The sequence below is a fragment of the Curtobacterium sp. NPDC089991 genome (genome assembly GCF_044748425.1).
Classification (GTDB): domain Bacteria; phylum Actinomycetota; class Actinomycetes; order Actinomycetales; family Microbacteriaceae; genus Curtobacterium.
Window position 1 is genome coordinate 682,514 of the sequence record NZ_JBIVGB010000002.1, and the last position, 21,354, is coordinate 703,867.

16 protein-coding genes are annotated in these 21,354 nt (G+C 71.9%); 11 read left to right on the forward strand and 5 right to left on the reverse strand.

Features of this window, described 5'->3' with window-relative positions; all coding sequences use genetic code 11:
* Window positions 1–10: 10 nt before the first annotated feature.
* From ACIPV1_RS08430 to ACIPV1_RS08455, 6 genes are all read left to right on the forward strand, one after another.
* Window positions 11–823, forward strand: a complete 813-nt coding sequence (locus ACIPV1_RS08430; protein ID WP_131880415.1) for a fructosamine kinase family protein — start codon at window positions 11–13, stop codon at window positions 821–823.
* A gap of 113 nt (window positions 824–936) precedes the next feature.
* Entirely contained in the window at window positions 937–3,090 is a 2,154-nt protein-coding gene (locus ACIPV1_RS08435) for an ArnT family glycosyltransferase (RefSeq protein WP_402726143.1), read from the forward strand.
* A 35-nt stretch (window positions 3,091–3,125) separates the two neighbouring features.
* Entirely contained in the window at window positions 3,126–3,848 is a 723-nt protein-coding gene (locus ACIPV1_RS08440; RefSeq protein ID WP_123339010.1) for a response regulator transcription factor, read from the forward strand.
* On the forward strand, window positions 3,845–5,431 hold the full coding sequence (locus ACIPV1_RS08445; RefSeq protein ID WP_402726144.1) for a sensor histidine kinase: 1,587 nt from the start codon (window positions 3,845–3,847) through the stop codon (window positions 5,429–5,431). The genes ACIPV1_RS08440 and ACIPV1_RS08445 overlap by 4 nt, the downstream gene beginning before the upstream one ends.
* Before the next feature lie 108 nt (window positions 5,432–5,539).
* Window positions 5,540–5,809 carry a hypothetical protein gene (locus ACIPV1_RS08450; RefSeq protein WP_123291791.1) on the forward strand — a complete coding sequence of 90 codons (270 nt, stop codon included), beginning with the start codon at window positions 5,540–5,542 and terminating at the stop codon, window positions 5,807–5,809.
* A 273-nt stretch (window positions 5,810–6,082) separates the two neighbouring features.
* Entirely contained in the window at window positions 6,083–6,571 is a 489-nt protein-coding gene (locus tag ACIPV1_RS08455; protein WP_111084734.1) for a hypothetical protein, read from the forward strand.
* A 53-nt stretch (window positions 6,572–6,624) separates the two neighbouring features.
* Here the strand turns inward: ACIPV1_RS08455 and ACIPV1_RS08460 are convergent, their stop codons facing one another.
* A complete protein-coding gene (locus ACIPV1_RS08460; protein ID WP_123291790.1) occupies window positions 6,625–7,455 on the reverse strand; it encodes a helix-turn-helix transcriptional regulator in 831 nt (276 codons plus the stop codon).
* A 122-nt stretch (window positions 7,456–7,577) separates the two neighbouring features.
* Between ACIPV1_RS08460 and ACIPV1_RS08465 the strand changes: the two genes are divergently transcribed.
* From ACIPV1_RS08465 to ACIPV1_RS08475, 3 genes are all read left to right on the forward strand, one after another.
* On the forward strand, window positions 7,578–8,873 hold the full coding sequence (locus ACIPV1_RS08465) for a glycosyltransferase (protein ID WP_402726145.1): 1,296 nt from the start codon (window positions 7,578–7,580) through the stop codon (window positions 8,871–8,873).
* A gap of 328 nt (window positions 8,874–9,201) precedes the next feature.
* A complete protein-coding gene (locus ACIPV1_RS08470) occupies window positions 9,202–14,769 on the forward strand; it encodes a glutamate synthase-related protein (RefSeq protein WP_402726146.1) in 5,568 nt (1,855 codons plus the stop codon).
* The gene (locus ACIPV1_RS08475; RefSeq protein ID WP_402726147.1) at window positions 14,766–16,556 is read left to right on the forward strand and encodes a sulfite reductase subunit alpha; all 1,791 of its coding nucleotides are present in this window, start codon (window positions 14,766–14,768) and stop codon (window positions 16,554–16,556) included. Before ACIPV1_RS08470 ends, ACIPV1_RS08475 begins: the two co-directional genes overlap by 4 nt.
* Window positions 16,557–16,954: 398 nt before the next feature.
* Here the strand turns inward: ACIPV1_RS08475 and ACIPV1_RS08480 are convergent, their stop codons facing one another.
* Genes ACIPV1_RS08480 through ACIPV1_RS08495 form a run of 4 tightly spaced genes read right to left on the reverse strand, consistent with a single transcriptional unit; the run spans window position 16,955 to window position 19,932 of the window.
* Window positions 16,955–17,350, reverse strand: a complete 396-nt coding sequence (locus ACIPV1_RS08480) for an ATP-dependent DNA ligase (RefSeq protein ID WP_123291787.1) — start codon at window positions 17,348–17,350, stop codon at window positions 16,955–16,957.
* Between the two features lie 8 nt (window positions 17,351–17,358).
* Window positions 17,359–18,555, reverse strand: coding sequence for an alpha/beta hydrolase family protein (locus ACIPV1_RS08485; RefSeq protein ID WP_402726148.1), 1,197 nt, complete (start codon window positions 18,553–18,555; stop codon window positions 17,359–17,361).
* 4 nt (window positions 18,556–18,559) lie between these two features.
* Complete coding sequence (locus ACIPV1_RS08490; protein WP_123938426.1) at window positions 18,560–19,465, reverse strand: hypothetical protein; 906 nt, start codon at window positions 19,463–19,465, stop codon at window positions 18,560–18,562.
* Window positions 19,465–19,932, reverse strand: coding sequence for a hypothetical protein (locus ACIPV1_RS08495; RefSeq protein ID WP_402726149.1), 468 nt, complete (start codon window positions 19,930–19,932; stop codon window positions 19,465–19,467). Before ACIPV1_RS08495 ends, ACIPV1_RS08490 begins: the two co-directional genes overlap by 1 nt.
* An 80-nt stretch (window positions 19,933–20,012) precedes the next feature.
* Here ACIPV1_RS08495 and ACIPV1_RS08500 point away from each other — a divergent pair, with 80 nt between their 5' ends.
* Both ACIPV1_RS08500 and ACIPV1_RS08505 read left to right on the forward strand, forming a co-directional pair.
* Window positions 20,013–20,357, forward strand: a complete 345-nt coding sequence (locus ACIPV1_RS08500) for a helix-turn-helix transcriptional regulator (RefSeq protein ID WP_123291783.1) — start codon at window positions 20,013–20,015, stop codon at window positions 20,355–20,357.
* Entirely contained in the window at window positions 20,357–21,340 is a 984-nt protein-coding gene (locus tag ACIPV1_RS08505; protein ID WP_402726150.1) for an SRPBCC domain-containing protein, read from the forward strand. Before ACIPV1_RS08500 ends, ACIPV1_RS08505 begins: the two co-directional genes overlap by 1 nt.
* Window positions 21,341–21,354 lie beyond the last annotated feature (14 nt).

Here is a 21,354-nt window from a genome sequence, read left to right on the forward strand (position 1 = left end):
GGATGGACCGGTGGCCGAGACGCACGTGAAGACCTTCACCACCCCGGACGAAGCGGCAGCCGAAGCCGCCGGCCTCGGCTGGCTCGCCGAGGCCGAAGACGCTGGCGGCACCAGGATCGCGCGGGTGCTGGACCGGCCGGCCACGACCGTGCTCGACCTCGAGCTGATCACTGACGGCTCCCCCACCGCCGCACAGGCCGAGCGCTTCGGACGCTCCCTCGCGCACACCCACGCCGCCGGCGCCGACCACTGGGGCGCACCGCCCGCCGGCTGGACGACGGGTTCCGCGCTCCGGATGGGACGCTCCCGCACCCCGTTCGTCGACGCTGCGCATGCACCGAGTACCTGGGGCGCGTTCTTCGCCGAGTACCGGATCCGCGACTTCGTCCGCCGAATCGTCGACGCCGGCGGGTTCGACCACGCCCAGGCGGCCGTGTTCGAGCGGGTCGCAGACCGGGTGCAGGACGGCACGCTCGGGTCGCCGCAGCCCGCACTCGTCGGGGACCGGCCCGCGCGGCTGCACGGCGACCTGTGGGCCGGCAACGTGCTCTGGCCGACGGACGCGTCCGAACCGACCGGCGCGGTGCTCATCGACCCGATCGCGCACGGCGGGCACGCCGAGACCGACCTGGCGCTGCTCGGACTGTTCGGGCTGCCTCGGTTGGAGACGGTGCTCGCCGCCTACGACCGGGAGTCGCGGCTCGCCGACGGCTGGCAGGAGCGCGTCGAGCTCCACCAGCTCGCGCCGCTGCTGCTGCACGTGTTCCTGTTCGGCGGGTCGTACACGGGGGCGGCCCTCCACGCGGCGCAGCGGTACGCCTGACCGCGCACGGTGCAGGCTCGCACCGTGCATCCTTAGACCGCGCACAGCCGGCGCAGTGCCGCGCTCGGGGAACGCCCCCGATGCTCATCGACATGACCACGTACCCGATACCCGTGACCGATCGAAAGGCCTCCGCGCTGACCGACGCGCAGGATCGGCGTCGCAAGCCGTTCGCCCGCCTGTTCCTCGGCGAGCGCGAGGACGCCCGCTGGCTCCGGCCGGCGTTCTGGGCGCTCCTCGCCGTGACCGCCGTGGTGTACCTCTGGGACCTCAGCGTCTCGGGGTACGCCAACAGCTTCTACGCCGCCGCCGTGCAGGCCGGCACGAAGTCGTGGGAGGCGTTCTTCTTCGGCTCCCTCGACTCGTCGAACTTCATCACGGTCGACAAACCCCCGGCGTCGCTCTGGGTGATGGTGTTGTCCGCGCGGCTGTTCGGCTTCTCGAGCTTCAGCCTGCTGCTCCCGCAGGCGCTCATGGCCGTGGGCTCGGTCGCACTGGTGTGGGGCACGGTTCGCCGCACCCTCGCCCGCGTCGGCACCACCACCGCGAACGTGGGCGCGCTGCTCGCCGGCTTCGTCGTCGCGGCCACGCCGGCGGCGGCCCTGATGTTCCGCTTCGACAACCCGGACGCGATGCTCGTGTTCCTGATGACCGCCGGCGCGTACTGCACCGTGCGGGCGCTGCCGCGAGGCAGCTGGAAGTGGATCGCACTGGCCGGGGTCGCCCTCGGCTTCGCGTTCCTGACGAAGATGCTGCAGGGGCTGCTCGTCCTGCCGGCCTTCGGCCTCGTCTACCTGTTCGCCGCCCGCACCACCTGGGGCAAGCGCGTCATCGGGCTGCTCATCGCCGCGGGGTCCCTCGTGGTGTCGGCCGGCTGGTGGGTCGTCGCCGTGTGGTTGTGGCCGGCCGAGTCCCGCCCGTACATCGGCGGTTCGACGAACAACACCGTCCTCGACCTGGTGTTCGGCTACAACGGCCTCGGTCGGATCTTCGGCGGCTCGGGCAACGGCGGCGGAGGCGGCGGCATGACCGGCGGCACCGCGGGTGGCTCCTTCGGTGGCTCGACGGGCCTGAACCGGCTGTTCTCGTCCGAGATGGGGCTCGAGATCTCGTGGCTCCTGCCCGCAGCGCTCATCGCGCTGATCGTCGGTCTGGTCGTCGTCGGACGCCGTCACCTGGCCGACCCGGCCCGCGCCGGACTCGTCCTGTGGGGCGGCTGGCTCCTGGTCACCGGCCTGGTGTTCTCGTACATGTCCGGCACGATCCACCCGTACTACACGGTCGCGTTGGCACCGGCGATCGCCGGACTCGCCGGCACCGGTGGCGCGCTGCTCTGGCACGCACGAGCGCGGTTCGTCGGCCGGATCGGCCTGGCCGCGATGATCGGCATCACCGCCTTCTGGGGCTGGTGCCTGCTCAACGAGAACCCGACGTGGCTGCCGTGGCTCCGCTGGGTGATGCTGGCCGGCGGGCTGCTGTCCGCAGCGCTCGTGGTGATGGGCAGTGTCCCGTCGCTCCGCAAGCTGGTCACGGTCGGCGTCCTCGCCGGCACCCTGTTCGGGCTGTCCGGCACCACCGCCTACGCCCTCGCCACGACGACCGTCGCGCACTCCGGTTCGATCCCGAGCGTCGGTCCGGCGGGCAGCAGCTCCGGTGGGATGGGCGGCGGCACCGGTGGCTTCCCGGGAGGCACGGGCGGACCGGGTGGGTCGACCTCCGGCTCCGACGACGGCGGCTCCGACAGCACGTCCGACTCCCAGCAGGGTCCCGGCGGGACCCCGCCGGAGGGCGCGTCCGGCGAGGCGCCGGAGATGCCGGACGGCACGTCCGGCACGGCACCGGGCAGTGGCCAGGACGGCACGGACGACGCGACCTCCGAGGGTGGGTCGGGGACGGGCCTCCAGACCGGGGGCGGTGGCGAAGGTGCGTCGACCTCGTCGGCACTGCAGAAGCTGCTCGAGGCGTCCGACGCGAAGTGGGCGGCCGCCGTCAACGGATCGCAGTCGGCCGCGCAGCTCGAACTCGACACCGACACCGCCGTCATGGCGATCGGTGGCTGGTCGAGCGACCCGGCACCCACGCTCGCCCAGTTCAAGGCGTACGTCGCCGACGGGGACATCGGGTACTACGTCTCCTCCGGCTCCGGTGGCGGCGGGATGGGCGGCGGGTCGTCCACCGCCTCGGCGATCCAGGAGTGGGTCGCGGCGAACTACGAGTCGACCACGGTCGGTGGGCAGACCGTCTACGACCTGAGCACCGCCGAGTGATCGACGACGAGGGCGCGGTGGATAGGCTCGCGGACGTGACCGGCCAACCGCTGCAGCGCACCGACGGCACCCCCGTCCGCGCCCTCGTCGTCGACGACGAGCACGCCCTGGCCGACGCCGTCGCCCTCGCGTTCGAGGGGGACGGCTGGGCCGTGCGGGCGGTGCACCGAGGACGCGACGTCCTGTTCGCCGCGCGGGAGTTCCAACCCGACGTCATCGTCCTCGACGTGATGCTGCCGGACATCGACGGGTTCGAGGTGCTCGAGCGCCTCCGCGACTCCCGCGACGCCGTCCGTGTGCTCTTCCTCACCGCGCGCGACGCCCCCGAGGACCGGCTCGCCGGACTCACCGGCGGCGGCGACGACTACCTGACGAAGCCCTTCGGCATCGACGAGCTGCTCGTCCGAGCTCGGATCCTCGCACGGACCTCCGCTCGGGTCGCAGCGGTGGGCGGGAGCGCCGAGGTGGTGGTCGGTGACCTCCGCCTCGACGAGGACGCCCGCGCCGTCAGCCGTGCCGGCGAACCGATCGAGCTCACACCGACCGAGTACGAGCTGCTGCGGCACCTGGCGCGGAACGCCAACCGGGTGCTCTCGCGGGAACAGCTGCTCGCGGGCGTCTGGGGCATGGACTTCGGGTCGTCGTCGAACCTGGTCGACATGTACGTGTCGTACCTGCGGAAGAAGCTCGACGCCGGACGCGAGCCGATGCTGCAGACCGTGCGCGGGGCTGGGTACGTCTTGCGGCCGACGACGTGAGCCGATCGACGAAGGCGATCCGGGCCCGTCCGACTCGCGCCGGACGGGTGCCGTCGTTGCGGTGGCGGGTCGTGGCTGCCGTCGCGCTCCTGCTCGTCGCGACGAACGTCGTCGTCGGAGCGGTGACCGTCGTCGCGTTCCGGGGGTACCTGGTCGACCGCCTCGACGCGGAGCTGTCGACGGCGGCGAACCGGACCGTCGGTGGCCGGGACGGTGCGGACGCACCCACCGGCCCGCCGCCCGGGTCGTCGTCGGGATCGTCGTCGGGATCGTCGTCGGACCGTCCGGATCCGGACAACGCCTTCATCGGGGCGCCGGGGCAGTCCGCCGGCACCGTCGTCGCGATCGTCCGCGACGGCACCGTGGTGCTCGGCGGGTACACCGACAGCGACGGCGACCAGCACGGGCTGTCGTCGGCGCAACGGCGGACGCTCACCGCGGTCGACAGCGGCGCCGACCCGGCGACGATCGACCTCGGCTCGCTCGGCACCTACCGGGTGCAGGCGGTCGGGGACGACGGCGACGTGTTCGTCACCGCACTCCCCCTCGGCGACCTGAACGCCGCCATCGCCCGCCTGTTGCTCGTCATCGGCATCGTCACCGTGCTGGGCCTCGTCATCGCAGCGTGGGCCCTCGCACTGCTCGTGCGGCGGTCCCTCCGACCGCTCGAACGCGTCGCCGCGGTCGCCTCCGGGGTGACCGACCTCGACCTCGAACGCGGCGACACCGACATCCCGGTGCGGGTCGCCGACGCCGACCTCACCGCGAACCGCGAGGTCGGGCAGGTCGGCACCGCACTGAACCGGCTGCTCGGGCACGTCGCCCGAGCCCTGACGGTGCGCCGCGACGCCGAGGCCGGCATGCGGACCTTCGTCGCCGACGCCTCGCACGAGCTGCGGACGCCGATCGCGACCGTCCGGGCCTACGCCGAGCTGACCGCGCGCTCGTCGGACCTCGACGCGATCCACCGGAACGTCGACCGGATCGGCCGGGAGGCCGTGCGGATGGGCGACCTCGTCGAGGAACTCCTGCTGCTCGCGCGGCTCGACGCGACGGCCCTGGCGTCCGGGACTCCGGTGTCCCCGATCGTGCGCGAACCCGTCGACCTGACCTCGATCGTGGTCGAGGCGACGATGGACGCCCGCGCCACCGCTCCCGGGCACCGGTGGACCCTGCAGATCGTCGACGACCACCCGCTGACGGTGACGGGCGACGCGGAGCAGCTGCGCCGCGTCGTGACGAACCTGCTCGCGAACGCCCGGACGCACACCCCGACCGGCACCGCGGTGGTGGTGTCGCTGCAGCGGGTGGGACCGTCCGGTGCTGGTGCGGCCGCTCGCCTCGTCGTGGCCAACGACGGGCCGCCGATCCCCTCGGAAGCCCTCCCGACCCTGTTCGACCGGTTCACCCGGGGTGAGGCCTCGCGGACCCGTGCGCAGGGACAGGGGGCGAGCGGCCTCGGGCTGGCGATCGTGCAGGCCGTGGTGTCGGCGCACGGCGGGAGCGTGCGGGTGGCCTCCGGCCCCGGTCGGACGGCGTTCACGGTGGACCTGCCGGACGTGGTGCCGGCGCCCGCTTCGTGACGTCCGCCTCGCCCGCTTCGTGAGCAGAAAAGGTCGCGTGCTCTGGCGCGACTCGACCATTGCTGCTCACGAAGGACGCCGATCCCGACGGCGACGCATACTGGTCGCATGACGAAGGAGTACGGCGAGCTGCCGGGCCGCCCGGACCCGTCGGAACTCGTGGTCGAAGTGCCCGCGTTCGAAGACGACCGTCCGCAGCCCGAACCTGCACCGCCGGCGGCCGCACCGGAGCTCGTCGCAGCGACCGAGTTCGCCCGGAGTTCCCACGCGCCGCCGACGATCCGACGAACCCAGGTCCGTGCAGGGATGTGGATCGCGGGCGTGCCGATCGCGGTCCTCGCGGTCATCGCGATCGTGCAGATCCTCCTGCAACCCTGACGGTACCCGCGTGCTCGTTGCGGGTCAGTCGTCACGGTCGTCGACGTCTGATCCGCAGAACTCGCCGGGAAAGCGCAAGACCCGAGCGCCCAACCGTCCGGATGGGGCCCGCGCCAGAGGATGGCACGCGCCCGGCGCAACCGTCCGCATCATCAGACGATCGTCCAACGTCCGGGCCGAACGCGTGCAACCCGGCACCCGGCGACGCAGGCTGGGTCCTGTCCGAGCTGGACGACCCACACGGGTCACCACCGCAGAGATGGGAACACGATCATGAACTCGTTCAAGCGCAAGTCCGTCAAGCTCCTCGCCGGCACCGCACTGGGTGGCGCCGTCATCGCCGGGGCGTTCGTCGCGGCACCGGCACAGGCCGCCGAGCCCGCACCGAGCACCTCGGCCTCCGTCGGCGGCAACGTAAACGTGAACCTCGACCCGGTCGCGATCGTCAACGCGATCAAGGACGCCGTGAACGACCAGAGCGACCGCGGCGGCGCCGTGCAGGCCGCGCTCGACGTCGGCTACTGGAACGCAGGCAACCCCGACCGCCTCACCGTCGCGGTGGTCAACAAGAACCAGGACATCACGGTGTCCGGCGACGTCGCGGACGCGCAGTCGATCGACATCAAGGGCGGCAACTACGTCATCTACTGGTTCAAGGGCCCCGGCTCGATCACGAACAACGGTGACGGTGGCTGGCTGAACTGGGGTGCGTTCGGCAACATCGAACGCATCGACAACGTCATCCACGTGAACGGCGGCTGATCCGCCCGCGCTGATCCGTCGGCGCCGCACCGACGCCCCCGGGGACCACGGTCTCAGGGGGCGTCGTCGTGGGTGGCGGGACGCTCGGCGGCGGGCTCGATCGCCGGGGGCCAGGTCCGTGCTGCACCGCGGACCTCGCGCCGTGCACGGATCCACCCCTTCACGAAGGCGACCGACACCAGCGCCGTCCGGTTCGGCGCCTTCCACGACTTCATCAGCCGTCCGAGGTGCCACGCGACGGCCTGGCGACTGTAGGCCGTCTCCTTCGCGATCTCGTCGTTGGAGAGCCCCTGCGCGGCGAGCGCGAGCATCTGTTCCTCGGTCTCGTCGAGGCCAGGCGCACGGGCGACGAGGTCGATCTCCCCGGTGGTGACCGCCGCCGCGGACTCGCCCGCCGATCGCCGGCGCTGCTCGGCCCAGGCCTCGGCCCAGCACGAGCCGAGTTCGTGGGCGACGAGCGAGGCGCGGCTCATCGCGAGCATCGTCCGGCCGGCGTGGTCGAGCGTGACGGCGTGGTCGCGGGTGGCCGTGTGCATGACGAGGGCGAAGACCCGGATCGCCGGCAGGGCCCCGCGGAGCACGACCGACACGTCGACGCGGGGGTCCTCGGCGCTCGCGGCCGCCACCGCGCGCAGCTGGGCGAGGCACTCGCGGTCGACGGGTTCACCGCGCTCGACGGCACGCAGCGCGGCGGGGAGCACGAGCGGGACGATCTCGGCGTACCGGCGTCGCAGCCAGTCGTGGCCGTCCGGTCGGATGCCGTGCAGCGGAGGCGTGAGCAGGAGCTCCTCGAACTCCGGACACCGCTCGTCGAGCGCCAGGCCGAGCCGCTCCCCCGGGAGCAGCACCGCCGATCGGTGTGCGTCGTCGCGCTCGGTCGTCATCGTCCGTCGACCGTATCCGCGCGACACCTGTCGTGTTCGGCCGTGACGTGAACGGTCGCCGAACGCCGTTCTTACCGGGAGCACAGCGCACTGCCTCGGTCCGCATGTGCCCGCTGCCGAGCATGAGCGGCATGACGGAGACGAACCAGACCCTCGACATCGACATCGTCGTCCCCTGCTACAACGAGCAGGACACGCTCGCGGCCCACGTGCGACGCCTGCACACGTTCTGCCGGACGTCGTTGCACCACTCTTGGCGGATCACGATCGCGGACAACGCCTCGACCGACGACACCGCGCGGATCGCCGACGACCTGGCCGCCATGCTGCCCGGCGTGCACGCGGTCCACCTGCCCGAGAAGGGTCGTGGGCGGGCGCTCAAGGCCGTGTGGGGTGCATCTCCGGCGACCGTGCTCGTGTACGTCGACGAGGACCTGTCGACAGACCTCGCGGCACTCGAGCCGCTCGTGGCGCCGCTGCTCTCCGGGCACTCCGACCTGGCGATCGGCACGCGGTTGGCGGACTCGTCGCGGGTGGTTCGGGGCAGCAAGCGCGAGTTCATCTCCCGCTCGTACAACCTGCTGCTCCGCACGACGATGGGGGTGTCGTTCTCGGACGCGCAGTGCGGGTTCAAGGCGGTCACGAAACGAGCGGCCGACCAGCTGCTGCCGCTGTGCGAGGACGACGCGTGGTTCTTCGACACCGAGATGCTCGTCCTCGCCGAGCACGCGGGACTGCGCATCCACGAGGTCCCGGTGGACTGGGTCGACGACGTGAACTCGTCCGTGCAGATCGCCTCGACGGCCACCGAGGACCTCAAGGGCATGTGGCGCGTCTCGCGGGGCATCGCCAGCGGGCGGGTACCGGTGGGTGCCGTGTACGAGACCATCGGCCGCCGTCCGTTCACGCCACCGCACGTCGGGTTCCTCGGGCAGGTGCTGCGCTTCGGCGCCATCGGGGTGCTGTCGACCGTCGCGTTCGCGGTGCTGTACGCACTGTTCCGTCCGGCGATCGGGGCGCAGACGGCGGACTTCACCGCCCTGTTGCTGACGGCGATCGGCAACACCGCGCTCAACCGGCGGTTCACGTTCGGTGTGCGGGGGCGTGCCGGAGCCGGGCGACATCACGTGCAGGGACTGGTGGTGTTCGGCATCGCGTGGGCGATCACGTCGGGGTCGCTCGTGGTGCTGCACAGCACGACGCCGGGAGCGTCGCACGGTGCCGAGATCCTGGTGCTGACGGCCGCCAACCTGGTCGCGACCTGCGTTCGGTTCGTGCTGTTCAAGGCGTGGGTGTTCCGCAGCGGCCGCCGTCGCCCGGAGCTCATCCGCCCCGGCACGACCCCCGCCGCCGACGCCAGCACGGCGGTGACGGAGCCGATCACCGTCGACGAACGGACCGGCGAGCGCGCGGCCTGACACCGTGCGGGGCTGGCCACTCGGTGCGGGGTCGTTCGGCCCGCGCGGCCCGTCGCACCGTGCGGTGTGGCCCATCCCGTGCGAGGTTCCACGCTCCGTGCAGCGCAACAACAGCGCACCGAGCGGGCAACCTCGCACCAGCCGAACAGGCGCGCACGGTGCGCCGCACCGCGCGGTGTTGCGTGGGCGGTATACCGCGCCGTAGCATCGCCGTACCGCACCACAACCCCACAGGGCCCGACTGCCAACACCGGTCTGCCCGCGGCGAGCGCTCCATCGATGCAGCCTGGCCGTCCGCTGCCGGCAACGCCCCACTGGACCCGCACACGTGAACCCCACATCTTTCGGTCTCTACGACCCTGCCCGCGAATCGAGCGACTGCGGCGTCGGTTTCATCACCCGACTCGACGGCACGCCCCACCACGACGTCATCCGCAAGGGTGACGAAGCGCTCTGCGCAATCCCGCACCGCGGCGGCAAGTCCGCCGAGGGTGTCGGTGACGGCGCCGGTGTGAGCATCGACCTGTCGGTGGAGTTCTTCAGCGCCATCACCGGCCAGGAGCTCCGCGCCGGACACTTCGGTGTCGCGAACTGCTTCGTGCCGAGCGGCGCAGGTGCGGCGGCGGACGCCGAGCGCGCCCGTGCGCAGCAGACCGTCACGGACGCCATCGAGCAGCAGGGCTTCGAGCTGCTCGTCGTCCGCGACGTCCCGGTGGACCACTCCGTCGCCCGGCCCGAGGCCGAGCAGTACCAGCTGCCGATCGTGCAGTGGGTCTTCCGCGCGCCCGAGCAGTGGGACCGCACCGAGGTCGACGCGGCGGCGAACCGCGCCCTGCTCGCAATCGAGTCGGTGTCCTACGGCGAGGCCGCCGAGCAGCGCGCCGAGCACGCGGCCCTGTACCCGCTGTCGCTCAGCGCCCGGACCCAGATCCTGAAGGGCCGCCTGAACTCGGGTGAGGTCATCGGGTACTTCACGGACCTGCGTGACCCGCGGCACTCGGTGCGGACGCTGTACTTCCACACCCGGTTCTCGACGAACACCGAGCCGCACCCGACGATGGCGCAGCCGTTCCGGCTGATGGCGCACAACGGCGAGCTGAACACCGACCGGAAGAACCGACTGTCGGACGAGGCGCTGGCGCGTGCCCGCACCCGCAGCATCGTCCGCCCGCCCGGGCAGTCGGACTCGAGCCGCCTCGACCAGACGCTGCAGAGCCGCGTGTTCGACGACGGGCTCGAGATCGTCGAGGCCGTGGTCTCGCTCATGCCGCCGGCGTGGGAGAACGACCGCACGCTGACCGCCGACGTGCGGGACATGCTCGAGTACTTCTCGCTGTACGAGGAGAAGAACGACGGCCCCGCCGCCGTGATCTTCAGCGACGGCGACGTGGTCGGCGCGCGCCTGGACCGCCTGGGGCTGCGTCCGCTGCGCACCGTCGAGACCACCGAGTACCTGATGGTGTCGTCCGAGGCCGGTCAGGTCACGTTCGACGCCGACGAGGTCGTGCACCGCGGCCGCATCGAGGCCGGCGGCATGCTCGTCGTCGACCACCGCACCGGCACCCGGATGCGCACGGACGAGGTGCTGCGCATGCTCGCGGCCCGCCGCGACTACGGCACGCTGCTCGACGCCGCGCGTGTGAACCTCGACGACCTGCCCGCTCCGGACTACGAGCGCACGACGACCACCCTGGGCTACGAGGGCGACCTGTCGCTCGCCGGCCGGTACGTGGCGTACTCGCTGAACCAGGAGAGCTTCCGGTTCATGCTCGACCCGATGCTGCAGAACGGCTCGGAGCGGATCTCGGCGATGGGCTACGGCAACGCCATCAACGCCCTGAGCGACACCGAGGGCGGCATGGCGAAGTACTTCTCGCAGCGCTTCGCCCAGGTGACGAACCCGCCGCTCGACTCGATCCGTGAAGCCGACGGCATGAGCATGCGCGTGGCGCTCGGCGCGAAGCCGGACGGCACGGGTTCGACGAGCCGACAGCTCGTCGTGCAGTCGCCGATCCTCGGCCACCTGGACATGGTGCGCCTGCGCGACCAGGACATCGTGCCGCTCGAGCGCTTCGACATGCTCTACGTGCCGGTGCTCGGCGACGAGCAGGCGAACGCGGACGCCGTGCGCGACGCCGTGGACGCCCTGTGCGACGCCGTGGAGCAGTTCGCGGGGACGTCCGGCGGCATCGCCGTGCTGACCGACCGCGAGGTCTCGTCGGCCCGTGCGCCCCTGCCCGTGATCCTGGCCGTGGCCGCCGTGAACCAGCGGCTCATCGAGACCGGGCTGCGCCTGCGGGTGTCCGTCGTCGCCGAGAGCGGTCAGCTGCCATCGTCACACCACGTGGCGACGGCCCTGGGCTTCGGCGCCTCGGCTGTGTACAGCTTGAGCGCGCGCCTGCGTGCCGAGGAGAAGTACCCCGCCGCGCCGGCACCCGCCGGTGAGCTCACCGCGACGGACCTCGCGCTGAAGCAGTTCCGCAAGGCCGCCGAGAAGGCGCTCGCGAAGACCATGGGTCGCGTCGGCCTGTGCACCGCCGAGAGCTACATCGGTGGCGCGTTCTTCGAGCCGAACTACCTGGACACCGGCGACGACGTCCTGGCGCGGGTGTTCCCGCACATGCAGGCGCCGGTCGGCGGTGTCGGCTTCGACCGCATCGCCCAGGCGGCGACGGACTGGCACGAGCGTGCCCGCTCGGTCGCGGCCGAGGGCCAGGTCCCCCTGCTCGGCCTGTTCAAGGAGCGCTCGGACGGTGCCGGCCACTCGTTCGGCGTCGCGAGCGTCCGCGGGTTCGGCGGCATGACCGAGGAGCGTCCGGCCTTCGAGCGCTCCGGCGACTCGGACGCACTGCGCCTGCTGACGCTCGGTCAGCTCGACGACTCGTTCGGCATCACCGACGCCGCGTACCGCAACACCGGCTACGACCGCCTCAGTGACACCGAGATCGACCAGCACCGGATCACGCCGGGCTACGTCACGTTCCTGCAGACCACGCACGACGAGCGGTCGCGCCGTCCCGCTGCGCTCCGCGACGTGCTCGCCCTGCCCGCGGACGTCACCGGCATCGACACGGCCGAGGACTTCGCCCGCGAGCTGGGTCGGTTCTCGACGACCGGCAACGCCAGCGTCACCGTGCGCGGGCTGTCCGGCTCGCGTCCGACGGACGACCAGGACCTGCCGGGAGGCACGGAGCGGTTCCGCCTCGCCCTCGCGTCCACGGGGACCACGGGTGCACTGCGCCACCAGGCCCTGGCAGACGGCCTCGCGCTGCTCTACCCGGGCCAGGTCGACGTCGACGCCGTCGACGCCACCCAGGTGACGCTCCGCGCCACCGGCGCGGCCGTCGGGCTGCTCGCCCTGCTCGAGAGCGCGCCCGACAGCGTCGAGCTCGACGAGGTCCAGCCGGCGCACGAGATCACCCGGACCCTGGCGTCCGGCGCGATGAGCCACGGCGCCCTCGTCGCCACCGCGCACGAGGCGGTGGCGCACGGCACGAACATGGTCGGCGGCATGTCGAACAGCGGTGAGGGCGGCGAGCACCACTCCCGCTACGGCACCATCCGCGGCTCGCGGATCAAGCAGTTCGCCTCGGGTCGCTTCGGCATCTGGGCGGGCTACCTCGCCGACCCCATGCTCGAGGAACTCGAGATCAAGATCGGTCAGGGCGCGAAGCCCGGCGAGGGCGGTCAGCTGCCCGCGCCGAAGGTCACGGTGGACATCGCCGCGGCCCGTGGTGGCACCCCCGGCGTCGAGCTCATCTCGCCGCCGCCGCACCACGACACGTACTCGATCGAGGACCTGGCGCAGCTCATCCACGACTGCAAGGCCGCCCGTGTCCGGGTGATCGTGAAGCTCGTGTCCTCCGAGGGCATCGGCACCATCGCGGTCGGCGTCGCCAAGGCCGGTGCGGACGTCATCAACGTCGCGGGCAACACCGGTGGCACCGGTGCCGCGGCCGTCACGAGCCTGAAGTACGCGGGCCGCTCGGCGGAGATCGGCGTCGCCGAGGTCCACCAGGCCCTCGTCGCGAACGGCCTGCGCTCCAAGGTCACGCTCCGGTGCTCGGGTGCGCACCAGACCGGGTCCGACGTCGTGACGAGCGCCCTGCTCGGCGGCGACAGCTTCGAGTTCGGCACGACCGCGCTCATGATGCTCGGCTGCGTCATGGCGAAGAACTGCAACGTGAAGTGCCCGGCCGGCCTCACCACGAACGCCGAGGCGTTCGAGGGCGACCCGCGTGCCCTCGCGCAGTACCTGCTCAACATCGCCCACGACGTCCGGCAGATCCTCGCTCGCCTCGGTCTGCGCTCGCTGCGCGAGGCACGGGGTCGCACCGACCTGCTGCAGCTCCTCGACCACCCTGCGAGCGTCGGGCGTCTGGACGCCCGCGCCCTGCTCGCGCAGGTGCCGGAGAAGGTCGTGACGGACCCGGAGTACCTGGAGAAGGACTTCCACACCGACGACGCGCTGCTCGAGCGCATCCGCACTGCGCTGGTCGACCACGCCCAGGAGCACGTGCTCGTGCACGGGGTCCTGCTCGGCAACAGCGACAAGTCCGTCGGCGGCCAGCTCGGCATCGACGTCGAGCGCCTGCTCAACCACGAGCTCCGCGCCGAGGACGTCCAGGGGCTGCCCGCCGTGGCGACCGACGACCGCGGGCGCCGCCGGCTGGTCGACGGTGCGGTCACGATCCGTACCCAGGGCTCGGCCGGTCAGTCGTACGGCGTGTTCAACAACGACGGCATCGTGCTCGAGCACACCGGCACCGCGAACGACGGCGTCGGCAAGAGCCAGAGCGGCGGTCGGATCATCGTCCGCGCTCCGGGCGGCGGCAGTGCCGACCAGGGCGGGAACGTCCTGATCGGCAACTTCGCGCTCTTCGGGGCCACCGGCGGCCGCACGTTCGTCGAGGGCGAGGCCGGAGACCGCTTCGCCGTGCGCAACTCCGGCGCCACGGCCGTGGTCGAGGGCGTCGGCGACTTCGGGTGCGAGTACATGACGGGCGGCGCCGTGTTCAACCTCGGCGCGTTCGGCAAGGGGCTCGGCAACGGCATGTCCGGCGGGTTCCTGTACCAGTACGACCCGTCCGGTCAGGTCGCCCAGCGCGCCAGCACCGACTCGCTCCTCGTGTTCCCCGTCACCGACACCGAGCGCGGCGCGTTCCACGAGGCCGGCGCGCGCCTGCTGCTCGAGTGGCACCTCGAGGCGACCGGGTCGGCGCTGGCCGAGCGGCTGCTCGCCGACTGGGAGACCACCCGGCAGCACGTCTTCGTCGGCATGCCGCGCGCCCTGCTGCTCTCGCAGGACGCCGGCGAGATCCTCGCGGCGGCCACCCGCTCCGAGCTGCTCGACGAGCTCGCGTCCTCGATCGCCACGGACAAGCTCCGTGCGTTCAAGGTCGACTACCGCGACCAGCGCACCGTCCTCGACGGCCGGGCCCCGGCCCTCGGCGACCAGGGCGACGACATGTTCTCGCTGCTGTCGTCGTACACGGTGCTCGGTGTCGCCCAGGACGTCGCCCTCGAGCGCGTCCCCGGTGCGGGTCCGAACGACCCCCGCGTCACCGAAGCGGTGAAGAACCTCGTCCTGACCGAGGACTTCTCGGTGAAGCAGCGCGTCGTGAAGTACCTGCGCGGCACGCTCGACCGGTTCGCGGACGACCAGCTCGCGACGCTCATCGCGATCAAGCGGCTCGACGACTACAAGCGTGCGCTCACGCAGCGGAACAACCGCAGCATGGATGCACCGGGCACCACGGGGTGGATCATGCACCAGAACGCCAAGAACGACGGCCGCGTCCGCGAGGCCCGCTTCGACGAGCTGCTCGCCACCGCGGCGCTCGAGGACATCGCCCGCCGTGCACCCCAGGCGCCGACCGAGGCGGTGTCCGCGTGAGCCTGCTCCCCCCGACCGGATCGCTGATCCCCGTCGACGCACCGTTCTCGGCTGCCCAGGAGTCCTGGCTGGCCGGGTTCATCGCGGGCATCGCCGCCGCCGGCAAGAAGGCGTCCGGCGCCGCCCCCACGACGACGATCGACGTGCTGTTCGGCACGCAGACCGGCAACGCGGAGTTCCTGGCCGACGAGCTCGTCGCCGGGGCGAAGGCCCGCGGGCTCGGTGGCCGTGCCGCTGCACTCGACTCCGTCACCCCGGAGCAGCTCGCCGGGATGACCCACGTGCTCGTCGTCACCTCGACGTACGGCGAGGGCGAGATGCCCGACAACGCCGGTCTGTTCTGGGAGGCGGTCCAGGCGTCCACCGTGCCGCGGCTCGAGGGGCTGCAGTACGCCGTCCTCGGCCTCGGGGACACCAGCTACGACGAGTTCTGCCAGGCCGGCAAGCTCCTCGACACCCGCTTCGAGCAGCTCGGCGCGACCCGGGTGCACGACCGCGTGGACTGCGACGTCGACTTCGAGGACGCCGCCGCACTCTGGAGCGCCGCCGTGCTCGACCGGCTCGCTGCCGAGGCCGGCGCGACGGGCGCACCCGGCGCGACCACGGGCAGTGGTGCCGACGGCGGTGCCACCGCGACCGGCGGGGCGGGCGCGGGTCGTGCCTCCCGGCCGGGGTCGCAGTGGAACAAGCGCAACCCGTACCCGTCGCGACTGGCCGAGAACCGCCTGCTCTCCTCGCCGCGCAGCGCGAAGGAGATCCGGCACTACGAGTTCGACCTCGGCGACTCCGGCATCGAGTACGCCGCCGGCGATGCCCTGGCGGTCGTGCCGGTCAACGACGAGGTCTTCGTCGCGGAGTTGCTCGAGCAGGTCGGCGCGAACGGCGGCGAGGCGCTCGACGGCCGACCGATCACCGAGGTGCTGCGGAGCGACCGCGAGGTCCGCACGCCGTCGAAGGACCTCATCGCGGACCTCGTGCAGCGCGCCCCGGCGAGCGAACTCGCCGCGGTCGTCTCGCACGGCGACAAGCACGAACTGGACCGCTGGCTGTGGGGCCGTGACGTCCTCGACCTGCTGCGCGACGCCGGACCGGCCGCTCCCGGACTCGACGAGCTGCTGCCGAACCTGCGCCCGTTGCAGGCACGCCAGTACTCGATCTCGTCGAGCCCACTGGCGCACCCAGACCGCATCCACCTGACCATCGCGTCCGTCCGGTACGGCGACCCGCACCGGATGTACGCCGGCGTCGCGTCGACGTTCCTGGCGGACCGGGTCGACCCCGACGGTACGGTCGACGTCTACCTGCAGCCGAACGCGTCGTTCGGCGTGCCGGCCGACGCGTCCGCACCGATGATCATGATCGGTCCGGGCACCGGCATCGCCCCGTTCCGCGGGTTCCTGCACGAGCGGGCCGCGGCCGGTGCGACGGGGCGCAACTGGCTGTTCTTCGGCGACCAGCACCGCGACACCGACTTCGTCTACCAGGACGAGCTCACCGAGCTGCAGGAGCAGGGCGTGCTGAACCGCCTCGACCTGGCGTTCTCACGCGACCAGGCCGAGAAGGTCTACGTGCAGACCCGGATGCGCGAGCAGTCCGCCGAGCTGTTCGCCTGGCTCGAGGACGGCGGCCACGTGTACGTGTGCGGCGACGCCTCGCGGATGGCGAAGGACGTCGAGGCCGCGCTGCTCGACGTCATCCGCACCGGCCGCGGCCGCGACGAGGACGACGCGCTGTCGTACCTCGCCGACCTGCGCCGCACGAAGCGGTACGTCCGCGACGTCTACTGAGCCAGCAGCGCCCGCCCGATCCGGGCAGCAGAACGCCCGGGCAGCAGAACGCCCCGGTAGCGGAACCCGAATCCGACTGCCGGGGCGTCCTGTGGAAGGGTGCCGGTCAGTGAGGCCTGACCGACGAGCCCAGTGGCGTGACGCAAGGACCCGGGTGCGATGACCCGGCTTCCTGGACGACGAGTCTCCTGATCCGGGACTCCCGTCGTGCTCGCCACTCGATCGCCGATGGTTGGTCGGCGCCGGGCGCGCACTGCGTCACGGTCATTCGGGTCCCCCTCCTGCCGCGGTTCGTTGCCGTCACCGGCTCCCTGGATGCCGGCCCGAAGGGACGACTCTGATCCGCGGTACAGAAACCGTACGACGATCACCGGATCTTCGGAACCCGTTGACGGGATTCACTCAGCCGTGCTACCGCTCGGTGTCCCCGAAGCGTCGTCGGCGTCCCCCGGTGCGACCGCCCGCGACCACGCCGAGTCGGCCGCCGTGCTCGTGTCCGGCGGTTCCGGCGTCAGGACGAGCCCCGACCCGGACGTGGCCGAGGCGTAGAGGTCCTCGAGCCAGCTGCGGTTGATCGACGGCACCCGGCTGCCGGAGAACTTGAAGTGCAGGCCGACGTTGGGGTTCAACCAGATCGTGCTGCGGCCGTTGCCGTGGACGACGTCGTCCTTCCACGAGAACGCGAACCGGTGATCACGCCGGAGCATGTTCACGATCACGATCTGCAGGTGTGTCATGGCACGGTCGTCGATGCGGAGGTCGAGCGGCTGGCCGTCGTAGATGAGCTGACCCATGGCCCCTTCTACTCCATGGTGCCGGTGTGGTCGAGCGATCTCACCCAGGTCGTGATCGTGGTGTCGAACCAGACGGCGTCGACGTTCCGCTCCCAGGCGTGCTCGGCGGGCTCGCTGACCGCCAACGTCACGGTGTCGGGGTGCGCGTCGGCGAACTCCCGACTGACGGCGAACGGCACGGTGGTGTCCCCCGACGAGTGGATGAGCAGGGTCGGCGGCAGGCTCCGCGGCGTGTGCAACCAGGAGAGCGCGCGGACGTCCACGGGTGAACGGAGCCCGACGAGACGGCACACGAGCGGCAGCGCCATCGCCCGGAGCGCGGCACCGACGACGAACCCGGGGAGCCCGGCACGACCGGCCTGGGAGCGCACCGTGGTCGCCCAGTCGAGCGCCGGTGACACGAGGACCAGTCCGACGAACCGGTCGCGGTGCGCCGACCGTGCCAGCAGTTCGTGGGTGATCGTCGCGCCCATCGACCACCCCACGATGACGAGCCGTTCGGCCCCGTTCGCGACGGCGTGGTCGAGTGCGGCCTCGACGTCGGGCCACTCGCGGGCGCCGAGGTGCGAGGCACGGCCCTGCCAGGGCGCTTCGCCGTCGCCGCGGAACGACGGGACGATCGAGGTCCAGCCGGCCTCGAGTGCCGCCGGCACGGTCCGGAGCGCCGTCACGCGGGTGGTGCGGATGCCGTGCACGTGGACGGCCCAGGTCGCGGCGGGCGCGTCGGTGGCGGGCGCGTCGGCGCCAGGCGCGTCTGCGTTGGCCTGCGCGAGCTCGGCCTCGGGGCCACCGGGCCGGATGACCCACGCCGGCGCCGGGCCCACGGGCGTCGCCAGGTCGACCTCCGCCCAGTCGACGTCCATCGCGGCGGGGTCCGGGTGCACGTGCCCGCTCCACCGCACCCGTGTCGACACGTCGCCCGTCGTCCGGACCACCGCACGCCGCACGGTACCGGCGGCCTCGTCGACGTCGAGCACCGGTCCGACCGTGGTGTGCCCGGTACCGTCGTGCCACAGGCCGTACTCCCCCGGGCGCACGGTGTCGTCGGTGATCGGGAGCCGGATCGAGTCGTCGGTCGTCTCGAGCACCGGGGTCCAGCGGTCGCCGCCGGGCAGCACGATCTTGCCGACGACCTTCCGCACCACGAGCAGGAACGCCGCCGCCAGCACGACGAGCACGCCGAGCACCCACCAGACGATCGTCATCGCATCAGCCTCCGAGACTGCGGGTCAGGGTCAGTTCCGCCGAGCGCACCTGGGCGAGTTCGGCGTCGTCGAGGGTACGGCCCTGCACCTCGGCGTCGCGGATCGCGATGACGAGGTCGTAGGTCCGTGCCTGCACGTCGCCGTCCCGTTCGACGGCGCGCAGTTCGTGGCGCCGGGCGATGCGGCGGAGCCGTCGGTGGTGCCGACGACACGTCACGTCCCGCCACCACCGGCGGAACGTGAGGGACGCCATCGCGACGACGATGAGGACGATGCCCAGGTAGAACGGCGGGTCGAAGCCCAGACGGAGTCCGTCGCGCAGCGGAGCGGGGAACCACCCGAAGTGGTCGGCGGTGAGGGAGAGGAGCTCGTCGATGCTCGCGATGACCACGAGCGACAGGCCCACCCGGAAGACCACGAGCGCGACCGGGTTGCGCAGCACGCCGTACCGGAGCGTCGCGGCGGCGATCACGCCGACACCGACCATGTAGACCGACCCGTAGAGCCACATCGCCGGCTGGTGGATCTCCCGCACGATGAAGTGGAAGTCGGTGCCGCCCCGGTCGCGCACGGCGAAGAACGGGACGGCGAAGGCCACGACCACCACGAGGAGCGCGAGCGGGCTCGCCAACCCCGGCCGTTTCGGCAGGTCGGACGTGCTCGCCCGGAGCATCAGCCAGAAGGCCGCCGTGGCACACACGTTCTGCACCAGGTTGATGAGGTTCGTGCCCCCGAGGGCACCGTCGAGCACGGTCTGCGGTACGACGCTGCCGAGGGTCAGCAGCCCGAGCGCACCGACGCCGGTCGCGCCCCAGGCGGCGCGGCCACGTGGGTTCCGCAACACGTAGGGCGTGCGGGCGAGGAAGATCAGCGCCGCGCACCAGAAGGCGGCGGCGTGCAGGACGGCCATCAGCCGTAGGCCCGCTCGTCCGCGCTCGCGCTGCCGGCGAGCAGCACGGTCGCCAGCTCGTACGCGAACCGCTCGGCGAAGTGCTCGTCGTCGTCCGAGATGCTCACCAGTCCGGTGTCGCCGTCGAGGGCGCGGCGGCACACGTGCCCGCCCGAGGCGAACTCGGCGATCGAGGTGGTGGTCGGGGCTCCGGCGTCGCCGTGCACGAGGTGTCCGAGCTCGTGCAGGACGCAGTGCATCCGGTACAGCTCGGGGGCGCCGGCCGGCACCAGGACGAGGTTCTCGTGCTCGAACTGCGACACCAACGCGGTGAGCGGTCCCCAGCTCGGACCGTCGACGTCGACCACGCGGGTCGGCTTGCCGACGAACCGCCCGACCCCGGCGACGACGTCGGGGAGCCTCGGCGACGGAGGAAGGGTCGCGACGAGGGCACTGACGGTGTCCGACGCGCTCGAGCCCACTGGCATCGCCCCTTTCGATCTCCGCGGACAGACTACCTGCACGTCCCCCTTGCGCACGAGGGTGGACAGTCGTAACGTACAACCAAATGGTTGTACGAATTGCACTGTCCGACGCCGAGGTCGACCGGGTGTTCCACGCACTCGCCGACGCGACCCGTCGTGACATCGTCCGACGCACGCTCGTCGGGTCCTCGTCCGTCAGTGACCTCGCGGACGCGTACTCGATGTCGTTCGCCGCCGTCCAGAAGCACGTCGCCGTCCTCGAAGGAGCCGGACTCGTGAGCAAGGAAGCACGCGGCCGCACCCGCATCGTGCGCGCCGAACCGGGGCAGCTCGCCCGGGTGCGCGACCTGCTCGACGCCTACGGCGACCTCTGGCGGGGCCGGCTCGACCGCCTCGACACCCTGCTCGACACCGACAAGGAGCAATGATGCCCACCACGTCCGTCCACACCGATCCCGAGGCCCTCGCGCTGACGCTCGTCGCCGAGTTCCCCGTCCCGGTCGAGCGCCTCTGGGGCGCCTTCGCCGATCCCCGTCAGCTCGAACGCTTCTGGGGCCCACCCGGCTTCCCCGCCACCTTCACCTCGTTCGACCTGCGGCCCGGCGGCCGCGCCGACTACCGGATGACGTCACCACAGGGCGAGCGGTTCCACGCGGTCTGGCAGGTCACCGAGGTCGACGAGCCACACCGCATCGTGTTCCGCGACCTCTTCACCGACGCGGACGGCGAGGTCGACGACGGGTTGCCGGCCAGCGAGACCGTCCTGTCGTTCGAGACCGTCGGTACCGGGTCGCGGGCGACCGTCCGGTCGTCGTTCGGGTCCACCGCCGACCTCGAGACCATGGTGGACATGGGCATGGTCGAGGGCTACGAGCAGGCCTTCGGACAGCTCGACGCCGTCCTCGCCGACCTGCGCGAGTACGCCCTGGGCAACGGCACCGTCACCGAGCTCGTCGACGACACCCACGTCCGCATCACGCGGGCCTTCGCAGCACCACGCCACCTGCTGTGGCGGGCGCACACCGAGCCCGAACTCGTCCGGCAGTGGTTGCTCGGACCGGACGGGTGGGAGATGACGGTGTACGAGAACGACCTGACGCCGGGTGGCACGTTCCGGCAGGCGTGGGCGCCGACGGGTGACACCGAGGGCGAGCCGTTCGGGTTCGAGGGCGAGAACCTCGTCGTGGAACCGGAGCGGCGGATGGTGTCCACCGAGCGGATGACCGGTGCGCCGTTCCCGCCGAACACGAACGACCTGCAGTTCGACGAGGCCGACGGCGTCACCCTCCTGACGCTGCGCATCACCTACCCCGACCGGACGCAGCGCGACGTGATCCTGGCCACCGGCATGACCGACGGCATGGAGACCAGCTACCAGCGTCTGGAACGCGAGGTCCTGTCCGCCACGTGACCAGCGGACGGACG